Source organism: Thermohalobaculum xanthum (assembly GCF_016623495.1).
GTDB classification, from domain to species: domain Bacteria; phylum Pseudomonadota; class Alphaproteobacteria; order Rhodobacterales; family Rhodobacteraceae; genus Thermohalobaculum; species Thermohalobaculum xanthum.
Genome location: NZ_JAEHHL010000005.1, coordinates 111480 through 131981 on the forward strand (window position 1 = coordinate 111480; position 20502 = coordinate 131981).

Here is a 20502-nt window from a genome sequence, read left to right on the forward strand (position 1 = left end):
GGGCCGCTCACCGGTCAGCGCCCGATCGCGTAGGCCTGCATGAGGCGCGGCGTCGCGGCCGCGCGCAGCAGGCCCGATGCCTCGCGCCGTGCCGCGGTGAGGCGTCCCACGCTCCAGGGCTCGGCGATCTCCAGCAGATGGCCGCGGCGGCGCAGGCAGGTCAGCGTGTGCTCGCCGACGCCCGGCTCGATCATCAGGTGACCCGGACGCGCCTGGCGCGGGTAGAAGGACCCCGTGAAATGGGCCGTGTGGAACAGCGGCGCGTCGATGGTTTCCTGAAGGTTCAGGCCGTGATGGATGTGGCGAAGCAGGAAGATCAGCTGCCACTGGTCCTGCTGGTCGCCGCCGGGCGTGCCGAACGCCATCGTCGGCCGGCACTGATGGCGCGCGAGCGAGGGCGTGAGCGTGGTGCGCGGGCGCCGGCCCGGTGCGAGCGAAGTCGGCAAGCCCTCGTCCAGCCAGAACATCTGCGCGCGCGAGTTCATCGGGAAGCCAAGGCCCGGGATCACCGGCGAGGATTGCAGCCAGCCGCCCGAGGGCGTGGCCGAGACCATGTTGCCCCACCGGTCGATCACGTCGATATGCACCGTGTCGCCGCGCCGGTCGGTCAGGTGCGCCATGGTGGGCTCGCCCGCGGTCACGCTCGCTTCGACCTCGACGACGCGGCGCGCCCGCTCGATGGCGGCGTCGGCGAGGTGCTCGAAGCCCGGCACGCGGCCCGGACGCTGCTCGAGCGAGGCGGTGTCGCCGATCAGGTTGCGCCGGCTTGCCGCGTAATCATCGGACAGAAGGGTAGCGAGGGGTATCTCGGCATGGTCGGGGTCGCCGTAGAAGGCCTCGCGATCGGCATAGGCGAGCTTCATCGCCTCGGTCACGACATGGACGAACTCGGTGCCGTTCGGGTCCATCGCGCCGATGTCGAAGCCTTCGAGCAGGGCGAGCCCTTGCAGCAGCACGGGCCCCTGTCCCCAGGGGCCCGTCTTCAGCACGGTCCAGTCGTGGTAATCGCGGGAGACCGGCGTTTCGTAGCTGGCCTGCCAACGCGCCATGTCGTCGGCCGTCAAGACGCCCCGGTTCTTCTGGCCGCTTGCGTCCATGACCTCGGCAGACCGGAAATATGCATCGACGGCCTCCGCCACGAAGCCGCGGTACCAGGCGTCGCGGGCGGCCTCGATCTGGGCGTCGCGGCTCTCGCGCGCTTCCGCCTCTTCGAGGACGCGGCGCAGGGTGGCGGCCAGGACCGGGTTGCGGAACATGCTGCCCGCTTCGGGTGCGATGCCGCCGGGCAGCCAGGTCTCGGCCGAGGTCGGCCATTCCTCGCGGAAGAACCCGGCGAGATCGGCGATTGCGCTGGCGACGCGCGCCAGCATCGGGTGCCCATGCTCGGCGTAATGAATGGCGGGTTCCAGAACGTCGCGCAGCCGCATGCTGCCGTGATCGCGCAGCATCAGCATCCAGCCGTCGAACGCCCCCGGCACGACGGTCGCGAGCAGGCCCGAGCCGGGAATGAGCTCGAGGCCCTGTGCGCGGTAATGCGCGATCGTTGCACCGGCGGGCGCGGTGCCCTGAGCGCAGATGACCCGGTCCGCGCCGCTGCGGGCGTCGTGGAACAGTATGGGGAGATCGCCGCCCGGGCCGTTGAGATGGGGCTCGACGATCTGCAGCGTGAATCCGGCCGCGACGGCCGCGTCGAAGGCGTTGCCGCCACGCTCGAGGATGCTCATGCCGATGGCCGACGCGATCCAGTGGGTCGTGGCGACGACCCCGAAGGTTCCCGCAATTTCGGGACGTGTGGTGAAACGGTCCATGATGACTCCGTCAGAGCTCGCGCGGGTCGAGCGCGTCGCGCAACCCGTCGCCGAGGAGGTTGAAGCCCAGCACGACCAGAAAGATCGCGATGCCGGGCCAAAGCGCCATCCACGGCGCCTGTTCGAGGAAGTTCTTGGCCACGTTCAGCATCGAGCCCCAGGACGGCGCCGGCGGCTGCTGTCCGAGGCCGAGGAAGGAGAGCGATGCCTCGGCGATGATTGCCGTGGCGATGGTGAGCGTGGCCTGCACGAGGATCGGCGGGAAGATGTTGGGCAGCACATAGCGCCCGATGATGGCCCCGTGGCCCAGGCCGATGGCGCGCGCGCCCTCGACATAGTCCTCGGTCATCACCGACAGGGTCTGGCCGCGCGCCAGCCGGATGAAGATCGGCATGGCCGAAAGGCCGATCGCGATCATCGCATTGGTCAGAGACGGACCCAGGAAGGCCGCGAGCGCGATGGCGAGAATGAGAAACGGCACCGCCAGCAGCGCCTCGGTCACACGACTGATGGCGGCGTCCGTCCAGCCGCCCCAATAGCCCGCCATCATGCCGAGCGGCACGCCGATCGCGACGGCGATGCCGACCGAGACGACGCCGGCGAGAAGCGACGCCTGCGCCCCCCAGATCATGCGTGCAAGCACGTCGCGGCCGATCTCGTCGGTGCCGAACCAGTGCGCGGCCGAGGGGGCCTTGCGAACCGCCAGCCAGTCCGTCGCCGTCGGGTCGGCGACCGGGAGGACCGGGGCCAGCGCCGCCACGAGGACGAAGAACAGGACCAGCGCGGCCCCCAGCAGCGCCACGGGGTTCGAGCGCAGCTTGGTCCATGACCGGCTGCCACGACGGGGCGGCACCGGCTCGTCCACCGGACCGGGCAGGGGCGCGCGTGCAGCGCCGGGAACTGCGTCTGGCGCCGCCATCTCAGCCCTGTTCGCGCATGCGCGGGTTCAGCCACCGATAGGCGGCGTCGGCGGCGAGGTTCATGGCGATGAAGGCAACCGCGGTGCACAGGACCACCCCTTGAACCACCGCGTAGTCGCGGTTGAACACCGCGTCGACGATCATCTTGCCGAAGCCCGGAATGGTGAAGATCTGCTCGGTGAGCACGGCGCCGGCCAGCAGCTCGCCAAACAGCAGCGCCGAGATCGTGACGATCGGCACCAGCGCGTTGCGCAACGCGTGCTTGAGGATCACCGTCCGCTCCCGCAGGCCCTTGGCGCGCGCCGTGCGGATAAAGTCGGCCCGAAGCACGCCCAGCATTGCCGAGCGGGTATGGCGCATCAGTGTCGCGGCAAGCCCCGTGCCAAGCACGAAGGCCGGCATCAGCATGGTCTGGATCGATCGCAGCGGATCGGTCGCGAGCGGCTGATACCCCGAGGCCGGCAACCAGCCGAGCTTCACCGAAACCAGCAGGATCAGCATGATGCCAAGCCAGAAGTTCGGCACCGACAGGCCCGAGAGGGCGAAAAGGTTGGCCAGCCAGTCGATCCAGCCACCCTTGTGCACGGCCGAGAGGATGCCGGCGGGGATCCCTATCATGAGCGCGATGGTCATGGCCATCACGGCCAGCTGAATCGTCACGGGCAGCTTCTCGGCGATGAGCTCGAGCACCGGCTGACGCGTGCGCAGCGAGACCCCCAGATCCCCCTGCATGACCCCGCCCATCCAGTGCAGATACTGCTGCGGGATCGGGTCGTTCAGGCGGTATTTCTCGCGCAGGAACTCGAGGACCTCGGGATCGCGCTCCTCGCCCGCCATCGCGAGGACCGGATCCCCCGGCAGAAGCTTCTGGAGGGCGAAGACGAAGATCGAGATCAGCACGATCGTGGGGATCGCGATGATCAGTCTTCGTCCGATGAAACCGAGCATGGCGCTCTCCGCGCGGCAAGGGGTTCCGCCCCCGGGCATGTGCCGGGGGCGGTCCGGGGGGTTACTTGAAGCTGACGCCCTCGAGACGGATCATCCCGTCGGGATAGGGCACGAAGCCGTCCAGCTTGTCCGAAAGCGCCCAGATCCAGGTCTGGTGGTAGAGGTAGATGATCGGCATCGCCTCGGCCAGGATCGCCCGCGCCGCGTCGTAGGACGCCTTGCGCTCGGCCGTGTCGTTTGACACCCGCGCGGCGTTCAGCAGGCGATCGACCTCGGGGTCGCAATACTTCGAGTCGTTGATGCCGCCATTGCAGGTCTGGAACTGGTGGATGTTGCCGTCGGGGTCGACGCGGCCCGACCAGCCGACCTGGCTCGCCTGGTAGTCGCCCGCGGTCTGATCCTTGAGCAGCGTTGCGAACTCCTTGGCGGTGAGCTTGATGTCAAAGCCGGCCTCGGCCGCCATCGCCTGGACCACCTGCATCAGCTGCATCTGGACCGGGTTGTTCGCGACCTGGACCTCGATCTCCAGCCGGTCGAAGCCCGCTTCCTTCAGGAGGGCCTTGGCCTTCTCGACGTCACGCTCGGGCACAGGGAAGCGCGTGTCATACCAGGGCGAGGTGGGCGGGAAGGGCTGGTTGCCCGGCGCGAAGGCGCCCTCGAACACAACCTGGTTGATCACGTTGCGGTCGATCGCGAGCGACAGGGCCTGCCGCACCCGCGCGTCCTGGCCCAGCGGGTTGTTCGCGCGCTCGCCATTGGCGACGTTCACGGTGATGCCCTGATAGCCGAGCGACACGGCTTCCTCGACTTGCAGGCTCGCGTCGCCCTTGGCCGAGGCGACATCCGTCGCCGCGAGGCGTTCGAGCATGTCGAGATCGCCCGCACGCAGGTTGGCGAGGCGGACGGTGGTGTCGGGGATCGGCAGGAAGACCACGCGGTCGAAGCTGATCGCGTCGGCATTCCAGTAGTCGGCGAACTTCTCCAGCACGATGCGGTCCTGCTGGATCCGCTCGACGAACTTGAATGGCCCCGAGCAGACCGGGTTCAGCCCGAAATCCGCCCCGGCCGCGGCGGCCGCGGTGGGGGACACCATCATCCCGGCGCGGTCGGCGAACTGCGCCAGCAGGGTTGCGTCGGGATCGGCGAGGCTGAACTGGACCTCGTGGGGGCCGGTCACCTCGACGCCGGTGATCGACTTTACCTCCGACTTGCGCCGGCTCTCGGGCAGGTTCTGGGACCGGTCGATATTGGCCTTCACCGCCTCGGCGTCGAAGGGGGTGCCATCGTGGAAGGTCACGCCCTCGCGCAACTGCATCGTCAGGGTCTTGCCGTCCTCGGACCAGCTCCAGCCGGTCGCGAGCTGCGGGATGATCTCGAGCCCCGGGGTGATGTCCACGAGCTTGTCGCACAGCGACGCGTAGACGATGCGGCCCACGAAGGTCCGCGACTGGTCCGGGTCGAGGACGTCGGGGTCTTCCTGCAGGCCGATCCGTAGATCGGCCGCATGGGCGAAGGATGCGCTGGCGGCAAGCGCCAGTGCGAGCGTCATGCGCTTGAGGTCGGTCACGGCTGTGTCTCCTCTGCCTGGGTCGTTTTCCTGTGTCGGTCGTCTTGGCCGGCGCTGCGCGCGGTGCGCCACAGCTCGAAGCGCCGTGCCGCGCCCGGGGTGCGGCCGGGCTCGGGGGCGCGCGTGTCGAAGGCGGGCAACTCGTCGCGGAGATGGCACGCGGCGCGCCGACCGCCGCCCATGTCGGCGAGCGCTGGACGCTCGCGCGTGCAGCGCGCGACCGCGAAAGGGCAGCGCGTGTGGAAACGGCACCCGGGCGGCGGCGCCGTCGGGTTAGGCACATCGCCCTCGAGGATCGCGGCAACGCTGTCGCGCGCGCCGGGCGCGGGCACCGGGATCGCCCCCATCAGCGCGCGGGTATAGGGGTGGGCGGGCGCGTCGAACACGGCGTCGACCGGTCCGGTCTCGACGACCTCGCCCAGATACATCACCGCCACGCGGTCGCTCATGTGCCGGATGACCGCGAGATCATGCGCGATCACCACGAGCGTGAGGCCGAATTCTTCCTTCAGGTCCTCGAGCATGTTGACGACCTGGGCCTGGATCGAGACGTCCAGCGCCGACACGGGCTCGTCTCCGATCAGCACCTTCGGGCCGCTCGCCAGCGCCCGGGCGATACCGATGCGCTGCCTCTGGCCGCCCGAGAACTCGTGCGGATAACGATCGGCATGCTCGGGTCTCAGGCCGACGCGGGCGAGCAGGCGGCCGACGCGCTCGCGCCGCTCGCCGGGTGTGCCGATGCCATGCGCGCGCATTGGTTCCTCGACCAGGCGGCCGATGGTCATGCGCGGGTTGAGCGAGGAAAACGGGTCCTGGAAGATGAATTGCAGGTCACGCCGAAGCGCGCGCATCTGCTTCTGCGGCAGGCCTGACATCTCGCGCCCCTGATACAGGACCTGTCCGGCCGAGGGCCGGATCAGTCCGATCAGCATCCGCGCGAGCGTCGACTTCCCGCAGCCGGATTCGCCGACGATGGCGAAGGTCTCGCCCTCGTGGATTGCGAGGTCGACGCCATTGACCGCATGGACCTCGGTCGGCGTGCCGAACAGGGGGCGGTGGGTGACGAAGCGCTTCTCCAGCCCACGGGTTTCGAGCACCGCGCCGGTCATGCGGCATCCTCCGCGACCCGAAGCTCGATCGGCGCGCGCGCGCAGGCGACGCGGTGACCGGGCGCGATCTCGGTCAGCGCCGGCGTCTCGGCGCAGACGGCCGCGGCGAACGGGCAGCGGGTCGAGAAGCGGCAACCGCGCGGCATCGCCTCCGGGGTGGGCACGAGCCCCGGTATCGTTTCGAGGCGCCCGCTCCGCCGCCCCAGCGACGGGACCGAGCCCATCAGCCCGATGGTGTAGGGGTGTTGCGGATCGTCGAAGATGGCGGCGACCGGGCCTTCCTCGACGATCCGGCCGGCATACATCACGGCGACCCGGTCAGCGGTCTCGGCGACCACGCCAAGATCATGCGTGATCATGAGCAGGCCGGTTCCGCGTTCGGCCTGTAGCTGCCGGATCAGTCGCAGGACCTGCGCCTGGATGGTGACATCGAGCGCGGTCGTGGGCTCGTCGGCGATCAGAAGCGCCGGGTCGTTCGCCAAGGCCATGGCGATCATCGCGCGCTGGCGCATTCCGCCCGAAAGCTGGTGCGGGTATTCGTCGAGGCGCTTTTCCGCCGCGGGAATCCGGGCCTGCTCCAGCATCTCGCGCGCGCGGCCACGCGCCGCCGCGCGGTCGACGCCCCGGTGCCTGCGCACCGCCTCGGCAATCTGGTCGCCGACCGTGAAGGCCGGGTTGAGCGAGGTCATCGGCTCCTGGAAGATCATCGCCATGCGATTGCCGCGGATGTCCGACATCCGGCTCTCGTCTAGGGCGACGAGGTCTTCCCCCTCGAAGACCGCGCGGCCGGCGGCGACCTGCGCGGCGGGCTTCGGGAGAAGCCCCATCAGCGCAAGCGCCGTGAGCGACTTTCCGCAGCCCGACTCGCCGACGATGCAGAGCGTCTCGCCCGCCCCGATGGTGAAGCTGACATCATCGACGATATTGGCCGGATGGTGCCGGAACCGGACTGACAGCCCATCGACGGATAGAAGCCGGGGATGCTCAGCGTGCATCGGCGCCTGCTCCGATTCCGCTTGCCGGCGTCGCGGCGTCGGGGACCGCGGTACTCTCGTCGTGCAGCGCGTCGCCATCGACGATCTTCCGAAGGTTGTCGGCGACCGTGCGAAGGTGAACGCGCATCGCAAGCTCGGCCGCCGGTCCGTCGCGATGCTCGATCGCGTCGATAATCGTGGCGTGCTGCCGGGTGTAGAGCGCACCGGTTGCCTGCGTGCGGGCGCGTTCTCGCAGCATCCGCCAGGCATCGTCGCGCCGGACCTCCTCCATCAGATCGAAGACGGCGATCAGAAGCCCGTTGGCCGCCGTTCGCGCGATCAGCCGATGCAGGGCACCATCCCAGAGCTCGCGCGCGTCGGCGTCGGTCGAGCTTGCGATCCGCTCGGCCAGCTCCCGCATCCGCGCGACGTCGTCGGGACTCGCGCGCAGCGCCGAGAGGCGGGCGAGTTGCGGCTCGAGCGTGATGCGCGCCTCGGCAACTTCCATGGGGTTCGAGTTCGCGGCGAGGTCACCCGCCAGCGCCGGCGCGCGCGGCGGCTGGACGACGAAGGTGCCTTTGCCCTGGCGGCGCCAGATCAGCCCCTCGGCCTCCAGCGCTTCGAGCGCCCGGCGCACGGCGGCCCGGCCCACACCGGTCTCGGCCGCCAGTTCGCGTTCGGTCGGCAGGCGAGAACCCGCGGCGGCACCATCGCTGGCGAGCTGGCGAATGCGCGCCAGCGCGATCGAGGAGTTGAGGCCGTGCCGCGATGCTTCGGTCATGCCGTACCATTACCAGACCAAATCATGAATTGGTTTAGCGAACGCAGACACCGCTCTGCAACGATTCTCTGACCGCCGCGGGATTGGCTGGCAGGTCGATCCATGTCAGGGTAAGGCTTCGTCTGAACGAGGATTTTCCTGCCAGGAAGACGTGCCGGAGGGCGAGCATGCTGTCGCGCGAAGACCATGAAACTGCCCGGCGCGCCATCCTGCTGGACAGCATGCCGACGGACGTCGCCGAGACGCTCATGAAGCAGTCGGCAGTGATCGAGCGTGACCGCGGCAGCTCGATCTTTCTGCAAGGCGAGCCGGCGCACAGTGTCTACATCGTGCTTGCGGGCTGGGTGAAGCTCTACCGCATCGCGTCGAACGGTGCCGAGGCGGTGGTGGGCATCTTCACCAAGGGGCGCAGCTTCGGCGAGGCCGCAGCATTCCGTGGCGACGTCTACCCGGTTGCGGCCGAGGCGGTGACCGACTGCCGGCTTCTCGGAGTGCGGGCCTCGACGCTGCTCACGATGATGGAGAAGCGGCCCGAGTTGTGCTCGGCCATGCTGGCCGCGACCTACAAGCATCTTCATGCGCTGGTCGCGCAGGTCGAGCAGCTCAAGGCGCAGACCGGGGCCCAGCGCGTGGCGGAATTCCTGCTCGAGCTCTGCCCGGTCGAGGAAGGGGCCTGCGCGGTGACGCTGCCTTATGAAAAGGTGCTGATCGCCGGGCGCCTCGGGATGAAGCCCGAGAGCCTCTCGCGCGCCTTCGGACGGCTCAAGGAGGTCGGGGTGGCGATCAGCCAGAACCACGCGGCGATCAGCGACGTCGCGAAGCTGCGCGCCTATGTCGAGCACGATCGGGCCGAGGGATGGGGGCAGGCGCTGTGAGCGAGCGGCTTGCGAGAGTGCTCGCCGAGATCGACGCGGCCAACGCCGCGGACCCGACTCTGGCGCCCGACGGCGCGGCCGAGGCGCCGGCGGCGTTGCTTTACGGGCAGCGGATGTCGGCCGAGCTTGGCCGCATCGCGCCCGAGGCGTCGGACCTGCTGCGCATTGCCGCGCGCGGCCAGCATATCGAGCGCTGGCGGATGCCCCGGACGTCGTACCCCGATGGGCGCGACGGATACCTGGCCTGGCGGCGGGCGCAGGCCGCCTTCCATGCCGAGCGGGTCGGCGCGATCATGGCGCAGGCGGGATACGGCGCCGAGGACTGCGCCCGTGTGGGCCAGATGCTCCGCAAGGAAGGGCTCAAGCGCGACCCGGAGGTGCAGCTTCTGGAGGACGTGATCTGCCTCGTCTTTCTGCGCTGGTATTTCGCCGATTTCGCCGCGGGCCGCGCGCCGGAGCAGGTCCTGGGCATCGCCACCAAGACGGCGCGGAAGATGTCGGCGGCGGGCCGCGCGCGGGTTCGCGAGGAGTTCGATCTTCCTCCGGAACTTGCCCCGGCCTTTGGCGGCTGACCGGCCGCGCCGGGGGGGCAGCGGTGGGCTTTCACGCGTGAAATCATTTCTAACTGTTTGACATAAAACAATTTATTGAAAAGGGAATTCGCGACCGCCGGTCACAGCACCGGGATCAGATAGATCCCGTAGAGGAGCAGCAGGAAGGCACCGAGCACCGCGTCGAAGCCGCGTTGCCAGGCCGGGGCCTGCACCAGCCCCAGATAGCGCGCAAGGATGATGCGCGCCTTGGTCCAGGCGACCGCCAGCAGCACCGCACCCAGCACGGGCGCGGGCAGATGGCCGCCCAGCGCCGCCGCCAGGGTGGTGACGACGCCGAGCCCGAGAAGGGTTGCCCAGGCGCGCCAGAGCGGGTCGTGCAGGTGCTTCATCATCGCAGCAGGTAGATCACGGGAAAGATCAGGACCCAGACGAGATCGACCATGTGCCAGAAGGCGGTCGCGTTCTCGATATTGGCCACGCTGTCGCGCCACGCCACGAGGCCGAGCACCACGATCCCCGCCACCACATGTGCCGCGTGAAAGCCGGTCACGAGGTAGTAGAAGGTGAAGAAGGGGTGGGTGTCGGTGCCGATCCCCTCGGCGGCCTTGGCGCTGTATTCGAGCGCCTTCACCCAGAGGAACACGACGCCCAGGAGGGCAGCGACGCCGAGCCCGAGCCGGGCTCGCCCGCGCAGGCCCGCCTCGCGCGCCCTGAGTGCAAGTGCGGCCGCGAGGCCCGAGGTCAGCAGCACGATGGTGTTGAGCGCGCCGGCGGTGCGGTCGAGATGGTCCTGCGCCTCGAGGAAGCCGCCGACATCGCCCGCGCGCACCGCGAGGAAGGCGCCGAGCGCCGCGCCGAAGACCAGCAGTTCGCTGACGATCAGCACCCAGATCATGAGATCGCCCGGAAGCGTGCCGGTCGTGTCGGTGGGAGAGACTTCCGCGTCCATGGCCGGGCTCACGCTCCGACCAGGTGGCGGTAGATCTCGGGCAATGCCGCGCCGAGCCGGTCGGGATGGGGCACGATCGAGAACCCGCCCTGTCCGAAGATCCGCGGGAACCACGACTTGCCCCGGGCGTCGACCAGCACGCCATGCACAGCGTGGCCTGCGCGGCGGGCCTCGCGGATCGCCATGCGGCTGTCCTCGATGCCGTGGCGGCCCTCGTAATGGTCGAGGTCGTTGGGCTTTCCGTCAGTGATGACCAGCAGCAGGCGGCGCGCGCGCGCCTGGCGGGCGAGGTCGGCCGAGACATGGCGGATCGCGGCGCCGAGCCGGGTGTAGAAGCCCGGCCTGAGCCCGGCGATGCGGGACACGATCTCGGGGCCCATCGGCTCGCCGAATTCCTTGCAGCCCAGAACGTAGACGCGGTCGCGCTTGAGCGACGAGAAGGCGTGGATCGCGAAATCATCGCCGCAGGCGTCGAGCCCCCAGGCCAGCGCGGTCAGGGCTTCGCGCTCGATGTCGATCACGGCGCGGCCGGTGACCGCGCTCTCGGTCGAGCGCGAGACGTCGAGCAGGATCGACACGGCGAGATCGCGCGCCTGCGGCCGGGTCGCGCGCCAGATCCGGTCGGTGCCCTCGCCGGTCGCGCGCAGATCGGCATGCGAGCGGACCAATGCCTCGATGTCGAGCTCCTCGCCGTCGGGCTGGCCGGGCAGGGGGATGCGGCGCGGGCGCAGGGCCTCGAACTGGCGGCGCACGGCGCGGATGCGGCGCGCGGCCTGCGGGTCGGTGGCAGCTGCGGTCTCGGCCGGCTCGGCGGGGCTGGCGAGCACGCGGGCATGGGCGGGCAGGTAGGCGCCGGTGCGCGTATCCCATTCGGGATAGAGATGGGTGCCCGACAGGCGCTCGCGGTCCACGTCCTCGGGGGCGAGGTCGAGATGCAGCTTGAGCCGCGTCGCCGGCGCCTTGGAGACCTGGCCGAGGGTGATCTCGTCCTGGTCGTCGAGCGCCTTCCTTGCGCTGTCGGGGTCGTCATCGTCGACGCGGCGATTGAGGTTGAGGAACTCGGTCCAGCTGAGGATCGCCTCGAACTTGTGCAGGATCAGGCTGTCCTGGCGCGCGGCCTGATCGGATTTGCGGCGCCGCGCGCGGTGGATGCGGCCCTGTGTGTCGTCGGGCGCGCGGCCGTCCGGCGTCTCGCCCTCGTCGGTGCCGGCTTCGCTGGTGCCGGTGGCGCGCAGCGCGAGCCACAGGGGCACGGGCTCAAAGGGGCGGTAGCCCATGGGTGCGCGGAAGGAAGACAGGTCGGTGTCGTCGTCGCGGGCGGCCGCGAGGATCGCGGCGGCCGCGCCTTCGGGCTCGGTGCCCGTCAGCAGCGCACGGATCGCGGCCTCGACGGCGGCCTCCCATCGCGGCAGGGAACGCGGGCGCCGCGCCTGGAGGCAGGCGGCGGCGAGGTTCTCATGGAGGCCGGCAAGGCCCGGGCACGCTTCGAGCGTCGCGCGCGTCATGTCGCGCGCGGCGCGCAGCGCGAGGATGTCGGCCCGGAGCGCGTCGGCCTCGGCCGAGGGCGCGGGGGCATGCGCGGCCGAGGCGGCGAGCCAGAAATAGAGCGCGGCATTGGCCTCGCGCTCGGGGAAAGCGGCGATCCGCTCGGGCAAACGCAGCGCGGCGCCGTCGAACGAGGCGCGGGCGACGTATTCGCGGGCGGTGCCGAGGCGGCGGCGCCAGCTCAGGCGATGGCCGCTTGCCTCGGCCCGCACCGGCAGGATCTCGACGGCGGGGGCGCCGCCGAGACCGCGGAAGAAGACGGCCAGCCGCCCGCCGATCTCGCTCAGACCGGTCGCGGCTCCCTCATGCGCCTCGGGCGCATCCAGGCGGCTGGCAAAAGCGTGCCACAGTTTCCCGACTGTCTCCTCGGGTTCCCATGGCTCGAAGTCGATGCCCGTCATGGCCGTTGCCTCACCCGAAGACGGCCGTGACGAGATCGAGGAGCCCGCGTTTGACATCCTCGTCGTCGGTGAGCGGCTCGATCATCGCCGCGAGGATGGCGCGCTCGACCGGCATGCCCTGCCGGATCAGCGTGGCGCAGTAGACGAGAAGACGCGTCGAGACGCCTTCCTCGAGGTCCTGGCCCTTGAGCGCCCGCAGCTTGCCCGCAAGCCGCACGAGGCGGGCGGTGCGCTCGGGGTCGAGCCGGCTCTCGGTGGCGACGATCTCGGTCTCGCGCTCGGGCGAGGGGAAGTCGAACTCGATCGACAGGAAACGCTGGCGCGTCGAGGGCTTCAGCGTCTTGAGGATGTTCTGGTAGCCGGGGTTGTAGGAGGCGACCAGCATGAAGCCCGGGGCGGCCTCGAGTTCCTCGCCGGTGCGGTCGACCGGCAGGATGCGCCGGTCGTCGGTGAGGGGGTGGAGCACCACGGTCACGTCCTTGCGGGCCTCGACCACCTCGTCGAGGTAGCAGATCGCCCCCTCGCGCACCGCGCGGGTCAGCGGGCCGTCGACCCAGACCGTCTCGCCCCCCTTGAGCAGGTAGCGCCCGATCAGGTCGGCCGCGGCGAGGTCGTCATGGCAGGCCACGGTGTAGAGCGGCCGACCGAGTTGCGCGGCCATGTGCGCGACGAAGCGGGTCTTGCCGCAGCCGGTCGGCCCCTTGAGCAGCAGGGGCAGGCCGTTGGCATAGGCGGCGGCGAACACGTCGCATTCGTCGCCGTCGGGGAGGTAGAAGGGGACCTCGGCCCCCTTCAGTTGCAGGTTTCCGTCCATCTCGCTCACTCCGCCGGCACCGTGGCGTCGGTCGAGATCACCTCGCGGCGCGGCACGAAGATGGCGTAGATGAACACCAGCGCGCCGATCACCACGGCGAGGCCCGCGCCGAAGCGCATCAGGTAGAAGATCTCGATCTGGTCCTGGGTATCCATGAAGCCCTCGCCCATCACCCGCTGCAGATGCGTCTGCACCGTGCCCGCGAAGGTGAGCACGAAGGTCATGAAGCACATGCCGCCCGCCATCAGCCAGAACGAGGCCATGTTCAGGACCTGGTTGTAGGGATCGCGGTTCTTCAGGATCGGGAAGGCGTAGGTGAAAATCGCGAGGTTGAGCGCCACATACGCGCCGAAGAAGGCGAGATGCCCGTGCGCGGCCGTGATCTGCGTGCCGTGGGTGTAATAGTTCACCCCGTGCAGCGTGTGCAGGAAGCCCCACACGCCGGCGCCGAAGAAGGCGAGCGTCGCGCAGCCCAGCGACCACAGGAGCGCGGCCTTGTTCGGATGGTCGCGCCGGCCCTTCCAGACCATTACGAAGGCGAAGGCCATCATGCCGAAGAAGGGGATCACCTCGAGCGACGAGAAGATCGAGCCGATCCACTGCCAGTAGCCCGGCGTGCCGATCCAGTAGTAGTGGTGCCCGGTTCCCAGGATGCCCGAGAAGAGCGCGGTCGCGACGATGACGTAGAGCCATTTCTCGACGATCTCGCGGTCGACGCCGGTGAGCTTGAGCATCAGGTAGGCCAGGATCGAGGCCATGATCAGCTCCCACACGCCCTCGACCCACAGGTGCACGACGTACCACCAGTACATCTTGTCGAGGCCCAGGTTCTCGGGGTTGTAGAAGGCGAAGAGGAACAGGAGCGCGAGGCCCCACAGGCCAAGTAGGAGCACGTTGGTGATCGCCGTCTTGCGGCCCTGCAGCACCGTCATCGTGACGTTGTAGAGGAAGATCAGCGCCGCCACGACGATGCCGATCTTGACCCAGAGGGGCTGCTCGAGGAACTCGCGCCCCTCCTTGCCGAGAAGCCAGTTGCCCTCGAAGAGGTTGAAGACATAGGTCACCACGACGCCGAGCGTGCCGAACACCAGGATCGCGAGCTGGACATAGGCCAGCATGGGCGAGTGGATCTCGCGCTCGGCCTCCTCGGGCAGCAGGAAGTAGGCCGCGCCCATGAAGCCCAGGATCAGCCAGACGATCAGGCTGTTGGTGTGCAGCATGCGCACGATGTTGAAGGGGAGGATCTCGGAGAGTGTGTTCGGCGCCACGTAGATCCAGCCAGCGAGCAGCCCGCCCAGGACCTGGATGGCGAAGAGCGCAAGAGCCACCGTGAAGTAGAGCTGCGCGATCTTCTGGGTCTGATATTTCATGGTCGTCTCCTCAGCCGGCGTCGTTCGGCGGCCAGTCCTGCGTGTCCATCCGGTCGGTCCACAGCAGGAAATCGGTGAGATCGCGCAGTTCCTGGTCCGTGAGGTCGAACTGCGGCATCTGGCGGCGGCCCTCGATCCCGCTCGGCTGGGCTTCCATCCAGGCCTTGAGGATATCGAAGGCGCCCTCGGAATCGTCGAGCACCGCCCAGCGTGTCATCACGTTGCCGACCTCGGGCGCGAAATAGGCGCCCTCGCCGTGCAGGGTGTGGCAGTTGATGCAGGCGTTCACCTCCCAGACGCGCTTGCCGCGCGCCACGCCCTCCGTCAGGCCAGCCGCGTCGGTCGACGTCGTCACGATGTAATTGTGACTGTGCACGGAGAGACCGACGAAGATGACGATGAAGAAGAGCGACCCGCCATAGAAGATGTTGCGGGCCATCGACTTGGTCATCACTTCGCGCATCGCGCCTTCCTTTCAGGAGTCGTTGGCGATGGCGGGAAGATGCGCGGGCGCGCGGCGAGGGGCCTTAACGAAAGTCAAGAGGGTGACGGAAGCGCGCAGACCTGCTCAGCGCCCGCCCTGCAGGATCGCGGCCAGCGCCTCGGTCATGGCGGCGGCCTCGTCGGGCGTCATGCGCGCGTGCGTCGCGAGAAAGGCGCCGATGTCGCGCCCGGAATAGCGGCCCACGAGCTGCCCGTTGCGCAGCGCCAGGCGCAGCCGGGCGAGGTTGCGCGCGCTGTCGTGGCACTTGCGGCACTCGCGCGCGTAGAAGCCGTCCGCGGCGATCTGGCGGGACATGACCTGCACGAAGAGATCGACCTCGGCGTCCGACAGGCCGCCGCGGTGGCGTTTCAGGAAGGGGACGATGTCGCGGCCATCGCGGCCCTGGACCGTGTCGCCCTCGAGCGTCAGGCGCTCGCGCACGAAGTCGCCGGCATGGCCGTGACAGGCGATGCAGCGCGCCTCCCAGATCTCGTGGAAATCGGCGGCCCGCGGCCCGGCATCCCCAAGGGCGCCGAGCAGCAGGCCGCCGATCATGGCGGCGAGCCGCCGGGTCTCAGAACGACTTGATATACGCGATGACATCCGCGCGCTCGTCCTCTTTCTTGAGGCCGGCGAAGCTCATCTTGGTGCCCGGGATCATGTCCTTGGGCTTTTCGAGATAGGTGGTCAGGTTCTCCTCGGTCCAGACGAGCCCCTCGCCCTTCTTGGCCATGAAGGCGTCCGAATAGCTGAAGCCCTCGACCGAGGCGATTTCCTGCCCGACGATCCCGGTCAGCGCGGGGCCGACCTTGTTCTTGGCGCCTTCGCCAATGTCGTGGCAGGCCTTGCACTTGTTGTAGACCTTCTTGCCCTTCTCCGCGTCGCCCTCGGCAAGGGCGGGCCCGGCCACGAGGGCCGCGAGAAGGGCGATCAGGGTGGGTTTGGCCAGCTTCATGTGGTGCTCTCCTTTCGGCTGGTGGACGGAACTCAGATGAGGACTTCGAGCCTGGTTTCGGGGTGACGGGCGAGCGCCGCGTCGATCCGGGGGCGCTCCATCAGCGCGAAGGCCGTGGAAAGCCCGTCCGCGAGCGCGGCCTTCGGGGCCGAGACCGAGACGAGGCGCCAGCCCGGCGCGGCGTGCCCGCCGCGCGGGTCGAGGATATGGCCGACCGCGCCCCCGGCATCGAGCACGGTGCCCATCGGCGCCGAGGTGGCCAGGGCCCGGTCGCTGAGGCCCACGCGCGCCTGAAGCGCGCCCCCGGGGTCGGCGATGCCTGCCTGCCAGGGGGTGCCGTCGGGGCGGTGCCCGAGGCCCGCGATCTCGCCCATGTCGACCAGAAGGTCGGTGAGCCCCTCGGCGCGCAGGAGCGCGGCGACGCGATCGGCCACCGCGCCTTGCGCGATGCCGTTGAGCGTGAGCGCCATGCCGGGCCGGCCGAGCTTGACCGAGTGGCTGTCGAACGCCACCGCCTGCCAGCCGACCAGCGCGCGCGGCCTCGGCCTCGGCGGGCGTGGCGGCGCGCCCTTCGGCGGCGGCGCGGGCATGGGCCTGCCAGAGCGGCTGGACACTGGGATCGAAGGCGCCACCGCTGTCGGCATGAAGCGCCGAGACGAGGGCCAGAAGCTCGACCAGCTCGGGCGGGGCGGCGTCGAGCCGGCCCGCACGGTTGAGCCGCGAGAGCGCCGATTCGGGCCGGTAGAGGCTGAAGATGTCCTCGAGGCGCAGGATCTCGGCCTCGACGCGGCGCGCCAGCGCATCGGCGCGGGCGCGTTCGACGCCAGTCAGCGTCAGCGATGCCTCGGCCCCCATCGCGGTGCCGCGCCAGCGGAAGACGGGCGCCGAGGCGAGGGCGGTCGCGGGCAGGGTGGCGGCTGCGGCGGCGATGGCCAGGAACCGGCGGCGGGTCGGGCGGGCGGTCATCTCAGTTGCTCCCTGGCAGGGTGATCTCGACCGGGCTCAGCACGGCGTCCTCCGGGATCTGGGCAAGCGCCATCATGCGCCCGCCATGCTTGGCCGAAAACCGCGCGGCGGCGTCCTCGGTGCCGAAGGGCGCGATCTCGGGCGCGCCCATGCCGCCGGTCACGCTGGCGCCGACCACGAAGAGGGCGGCGTCGGCGGCGATCCAGTTGTCGGCGCCGGGGTCCTCCCAGCTTGGCGCGCGGGCCATGTCGTTGACATAGACGGCGAGGATGCGCGCCTCGCGCTCCTGCCCGCGCAGATAGGCGATGGCATCGCGCACCTGGCTGAAGAAGATGGGCGCCGGGTAGCCCTCGAGATGGATCTGCGCCTTGGGGCCGCCATGCTCGGCGATCTGCATCATGCAGAAATGGCCGACGGAACTGGCGTCATAGGCGACCGGCGCGGGGGCCTCGGCCATTTCCTGGCGGCAGGCGGCCAGAAGCAGGAGGGCGAGAAAGGCGTGTCTCATGGCTCCATCCTCCCGAAGGCGAGGCGCGCGAGCCCCAGCGCCGCGAAGGGCCACAGCACCAGCGAGACCGGCGCCGCCCAGCGGGGCAGGGCGTCGGCCGCGCCCTGCATCCCGCTTGCCAGCGCAACGGCCTCGGCCGCGCCGACATTCCACAGCCGGAAGGCATCGGCCGGGTTGGCCGCGAGCAGCCAGGGAAAGACGTGCCGGGTGAAGGCGCCGTCGCCGCTCCAGACCACCGCGCCCAGCAGGCCGAGGTCGTAGAGCACGACGGCGACCAGCCACAGGCCCGCGGCCATGGCCGCGGCGCCCGCCGAACTGGCGGCCAGCGCCGAGACGGCGTAGCCGAGCGCGAGGAAGATCGCGCCGAGCAGGACCGAGCTTGCGATCAGCCGCAACAGGGCCGCGACGCTCTCGGGGCCAGCGCCGCCGGCGAGTGCCGCGGCACCCCCCGCCGCGCCGAAGCCCGCGGCCATGGCGAAGGCCAGCACCGCGAGATGCGCGAGCCCCTTGCCGGCGAGGATCTCGCCGCGCGAGACGGGGTAGCTGAGCAGCAGCGCGAGCCCGCCGCGATCGGCCTCGCCCGCCAGCGCGTCGAAGGCGACCATCAGCGCCAGGAGCGGGGCGAGATATACCGAGAGCGTGGTCATCGAGGCGACGGCGACCGTGAGCAGGTCGACGCCCAGCGAGCCCGTGGGCGCCGACCCCGCAAAGGTCAGCGCCAGTGCGAACAGCACCATGATCAGCGTGGCCGTCAGCACCCAGCGGTTGCGCCGCGCGATGCGCAACTCGGCCGCGGCGATGGCGACGATGCGTCCCATCATGGCTTCTCCTCCCCCGAATAGTGGCGGTAGAGCGCCTCGAGCCCCGGCGGGGTGACCTCGAGATCGGCGACCAGCGGGCCGAGCGCGGCGATGCGGCCGAGGGTGTCCATCTTCTCCTGCGGCGCGCAGAGGATCTCGACCGAGGCGCCGTTGACCCGCCGCCCGCCGAGGCGGGCCTGCACCTCCTCGGCCGCGCCGTCGCGGGCGACGAGGCGCAGGCGGATCGGCATGGCCGCGCGCGCGCGCAGGCCGCCCAGCGTGTCGTTCGCCACCAGCCGTCCGCCCGAGAGGATGGCGATGCGGTCGGTGCGGGCCTCGACCTCGGTCAGCGCGTGGCTGGCGATCAGCACCGCCGTGCCCTCCTGCGCCATCTCGTCGATCAGGGCGTAAAGGTCGTGGCGCGAGACGGGGTCGAGGCCGCTCGCGGGCTCGTCGAGCAATGCGAGACGCGGCCGGCCCAGCATGGCCTGGGCGATGCCGAGGCGCTGGCGCATGCCCTTCGACCAGGTGCGGATGCGCCGGTCGGCGGCATGCGCGAGCCCGACCCGTTCGAGCAAAGGCCCCGCGGCGCGCGCGGGCTCGCCGGCGAGCCGGGCGAAGAGCGCGAGCTGCTCGCGCCCGGTCAGCGAGGCGTGGAAGGCGACCGCCTCGGGCAGATACGCGGTGGCCGCGCGCGCCGCGCGGCTGCCCGGCCGGGCGCCCGCGACGGTGATGCGGCCGGCCGAGGGCGCGATCAGCCCGAGCGCGAGCTTGATCAGCGTCGTCTTGCCCGCGCCGTTATGGCCAAGGAGCGCGAGCCGCTGGCCCGCGGCGAGGCGCAGGTCGACATCGGCCAGCGCGGTGACGGGGCCATGGGATTTTCCCAGCCCCTCGACGATCAGGACGTCATCCGTCATGGCGGATCTCCCAGTCCGGAAGGGAAGGCTCGACCGCCTGCATCATCGGCGCGCCGTCGATCACCCCGCCCGGCAGCAGCGCGGGGAAGGCGTGCTGCGCCCAGCGCACCAGCTGGACCGCCGGCGCGCCCAGCAGCAGCTTGGCCGCGGGCTGGGTCCAGAGCACGTGGTCCATGCTGTCGTTCGGCCGGTAGGGGGCGTCAGCGATGCCGTCGCCATCGAGATCGAAGGCGGCGAAGTCGCTCCAGTGATTGCCGCGGCCTGCGTCGCTCCACTCGACCCATTTCGAGCCGACATACTTCACCTGGGTGCGGTTGCCGACGAAGGCGTTGCCGGTGATGGCGTTGCGCTCGGACCCGGCGGTGAAATGGATGCCAATGTCGCAGCGCTCGAAGCGGTTCATCGCGATGCGGTTGCGGTGGGCGTTGTAAATGAAGAGGCAGCGGTTCTCGCCGTTTCGAACGAGGTTGCCCTCGATGACCGAGTCGTTGGCGTAGTTGAGCATGATGCCGTGCTCGCGATCGCCGATCGAGGCGTTGCCGGTGATGCGGACGTTCCTGGAATACATCACCGCGTAGCCCAGGTCGTTGCCGACCGAGAGGTTGCCCGAGACCTCGGAGTCGTTGGCATACATGTAGTGGACCGCGAAGCGCAGGTCGCGGAAACGGTTGTTGCGGAAGGTGTTGTCGCGCGAGGTGTTGACGAAGATGCCGTCGCGGCCCCAGCGGATGTCGTTGCCCTCGACCACCGCGCCGGGCGCATTCCAGACATAGACGCCGTTGCCGCGCCGGTTCACATGCTGCTCCTGCCCACCCTCGATGACATTGCGTGCGACGCGCGCGTCGCGCGCGCCGTGGATGTCGACGCCGTAGAGATTGCCGCGCAGGCGGTTGCCCTCGATCACCGCGCGGTCGGCGCCCTCGAGGAGGCGTACGCCGCTGTCGATGGTCTCGTGCGCGCGGCCCGAGTTCTCGATGCCGCAGCCGCGCAGGGTCACGTCGCTTGCGGTCACGGTGATCACCGAGCCCTGTCCCCGGCCGTCGATCACGGCGCCCGGGCGGCAGGCCAGCGTCACCGGCCGGTCGAGGACCAGCGGGCCCTCGTGGATCCCGGGGGCGAGGTTCAGGACCGCCCCCGGCTCGGCCGCCGCGAGGGCGGCGGCGAGCGCCCCGGGCCGTGCCGCCACGTCCTGCGCGGCCGCCGGCGCCGAGGCGCAGGCGAGCAGGAATGCGGCGATGGGCCCGAGGTGCCGCATGC

21 protein-coding genes and 1 pseudogene are annotated in these 20502 nt (G+C 69.9%); 2 read left to right on the forward strand and 20 right to left on the reverse strand.

Going from position 1 to position 20502, the window contains the following annotated elements:
* Nucleotides 1–14: 14 nt before the first annotated feature.
* The 7 genes from H0I76_RS09570 to H0I76_RS09600 form a co-directional block, all read right to left on the reverse strand.
* A complete protein-coding gene (locus H0I76_RS09570; RefSeq protein WP_200609645.1) occupies nt 15–1808 on the reverse strand; it encodes a gamma-glutamyltransferase family protein in 1794 nt (597 codons plus the stop codon).
* A 10-nt stretch (nt 1809–1818) separates the two neighbouring features.
* The gene (locus H0I76_RS09575) at nt 1819–2727 is read right to left on the reverse strand and encodes an ABC transporter permease (RefSeq protein ID WP_200609646.1); all 909 of its coding nucleotides are present in this window, start codon (nt 2725–2727) and stop codon (nt 1819–1821) included.
* Nucleotide 2728: 1 nt separating this feature from the next.
* Nucleotides 2729–3676, reverse strand: a complete 948-nt coding sequence (locus tag H0I76_RS09580) for an ABC transporter permease (protein WP_200609647.1) — start codon at nt 3674–3676, stop codon at nt 2729–2731.
* Between the two features lie 61 nt (nt 3677–3737).
* Nucleotides 3738–5243 (reverse strand): ABC transporter substrate-binding protein, encoded by a 1506-nt coding sequence (locus H0I76_RS09585; protein ID WP_325166429.1) that lies wholly within the window; start codon nt 5241–5243, stop codon nt 3738–3740.
* Complete coding sequence (locus H0I76_RS09590; protein ID WP_200609648.1) at nt 5240–6352, reverse strand: ABC transporter ATP-binding protein; 1113 nt, start codon at nt 6350–6352, stop codon at nt 5240–5242. The genes H0I76_RS09585 and H0I76_RS09590 overlap by 4 nt, the downstream gene beginning before the upstream one ends.
* Complete coding sequence (locus H0I76_RS09595) at nt 6349–7347, reverse strand: ABC transporter ATP-binding protein (RefSeq protein WP_200609649.1); 999 nt, start codon at nt 7345–7347, stop codon at nt 6349–6351. The genes H0I76_RS09590 and H0I76_RS09595 overlap by 4 nt, the downstream gene beginning before the upstream one ends.
* Complete coding sequence (locus tag H0I76_RS09600) at nt 7337–8107, reverse strand: FadR/GntR family transcriptional regulator (protein WP_200609650.1); 771 nt, start codon at nt 8105–8107, stop codon at nt 7337–7339. The genes H0I76_RS09595 and H0I76_RS09600 overlap by 11 nt, the downstream gene beginning before the upstream one ends.
* Before the next feature lie 167 nt (nt 8108–8274).
* Between H0I76_RS09600 and H0I76_RS09605 the strand changes: the two genes are divergently transcribed.
* Both H0I76_RS09605 and H0I76_RS09610 read left to right on the forward strand, forming a co-directional pair.
* Nucleotides 8275–8982, forward strand: coding sequence for a Crp/Fnr family transcriptional regulator (locus H0I76_RS09605; RefSeq protein ID WP_200609651.1), 708 nt, complete (start codon nt 8275–8277; stop codon nt 8980–8982).
* Nucleotides 8979–9554, forward strand: coding sequence for a DUF4202 domain-containing protein (locus H0I76_RS09610; RefSeq protein WP_200609652.1), 576 nt, complete (start codon nt 8979–8981; stop codon nt 9552–9554). Before H0I76_RS09605 ends, H0I76_RS09610 begins: the two co-directional genes overlap by 4 nt.
* A 101-nt stretch (nt 9555–9655) precedes the next feature.
* Here the strand turns inward: H0I76_RS09610 and H0I76_RS09615 are convergent, their stop codons facing one another.
* The 13 genes and pseudogenes from H0I76_RS09615 to H0I76_RS09675 form a co-directional block, all read right to left on the reverse strand.
* Nucleotides 9656–9928, reverse strand: a complete 273-nt coding sequence (locus tag H0I76_RS09615) for a nitric oxide reductase F protein (RefSeq protein ID WP_200609653.1) — start codon at nt 9926–9928, stop codon at nt 9656–9658.
* Nucleotides 9925–10485 carry a cytochrome c oxidase subunit 3 gene (locus tag H0I76_RS09620; protein ID WP_200609654.1) on the reverse strand — a complete coding sequence of 187 codons (561 nt, stop codon included), beginning with the start codon at nt 10483–10485 and terminating at the stop codon, nt 9925–9927. The genes H0I76_RS09615 and H0I76_RS09620 overlap by 4 nt, the downstream gene beginning before the upstream one ends.
* Before the next feature lie 8 nt (nt 10486–10493).
* Nucleotides 10494–12431: a nitric oxide reductase activation protein NorD gene (locus H0I76_RS09625; RefSeq protein ID WP_200609655.1), complete on the reverse strand. Its 1938-nt coding sequence runs from the start codon at nt 12429–12431 to the stop codon at nt 10494–10496.
* Nucleotides 12432–12441: 10 nt separating this feature from the next.
* A complete protein-coding gene (locus H0I76_RS09630; protein ID WP_200609656.1) occupies nt 12442–13245 on the reverse strand; it encodes a CbbQ/NirQ/NorQ/GpvN family protein in 804 nt (267 codons plus the stop codon).
* Between the two features lie 5 nt (nt 13246–13250).
* Nucleotides 13251–14615: a cbb3-type cytochrome c oxidase subunit I gene (locus H0I76_RS09635; RefSeq protein ID WP_200609657.1), complete on the reverse strand. Its 1365-nt coding sequence runs from the start codon at nt 14613–14615 to the stop codon at nt 13251–13253.
* Between the two features lie 10 nt (nt 14616–14625).
* Complete coding sequence (locus H0I76_RS09640; protein WP_200609658.1) at nt 14626–15078, reverse strand: c-type cytochrome; 453 nt, start codon at nt 15076–15078, stop codon at nt 14626–14628.
* 105 nt (nt 15079–15183) lie between these two features.
* The gene (locus H0I76_RS09645; protein ID WP_200609659.1) at nt 15184–15654 is read right to left on the reverse strand and encodes a hypothetical protein; all 471 of its coding nucleotides are present in this window, start codon (nt 15652–15654) and stop codon (nt 15184–15186) included.
* Nucleotides 15655–15673: 19 nt separating this feature from the next.
* The gene (locus H0I76_RS09650) at nt 15674–16054 is read right to left on the reverse strand and encodes a c-type cytochrome (protein WP_200609660.1); all 381 of its coding nucleotides are present in this window, start codon (nt 16052–16054) and stop codon (nt 15674–15676) included.
* Nucleotides 16055–16086: 32 nt separating this feature from the next.
* Nucleotides 16087–17020 (reverse strand): annotated as a pseudogene (locus tag H0I76_RS19775) (FAD:protein FMN transferase).
* Nucleotide 17021: 1 nt separating this feature from the next.
* Nucleotides 17022–17528 (reverse strand): nitrous oxide reductase accessory protein NosL, encoded by a 507-nt coding sequence (locus tag H0I76_RS09660; RefSeq protein ID WP_200609661.1) that lies wholly within the window; start codon nt 17526–17528, stop codon nt 17022–17024.
* Entirely contained in the window at nt 17525–18346 is an 822-nt protein-coding gene (locus tag H0I76_RS09665; RefSeq protein ID WP_200609662.1) for an ABC transporter permease, read from the reverse strand. Before H0I76_RS09665 ends, H0I76_RS09660 begins: the two co-directional genes overlap by 4 nt.
* Nucleotides 18346–19245, reverse strand: a complete 900-nt coding sequence (locus H0I76_RS09670) for an ABC transporter ATP-binding protein (RefSeq protein WP_200609663.1) — start codon at nt 19243–19245, stop codon at nt 18346–18348. The genes H0I76_RS09665 and H0I76_RS09670 overlap by 1 nt, the downstream gene beginning before the upstream one ends.
* On the reverse strand, nt 19235–20500 hold the full coding sequence (locus H0I76_RS09675) for a nitrous oxide reductase family maturation protein NosD (protein ID WP_200609664.1): 1266 nt from the start codon (nt 20498–20500) through the stop codon (nt 19235–19237). The genes H0I76_RS09670 and H0I76_RS09675 overlap by 11 nt, the downstream gene beginning before the upstream one ends.
* Nucleotides 20501–20502 lie beyond the last annotated feature (2 nt).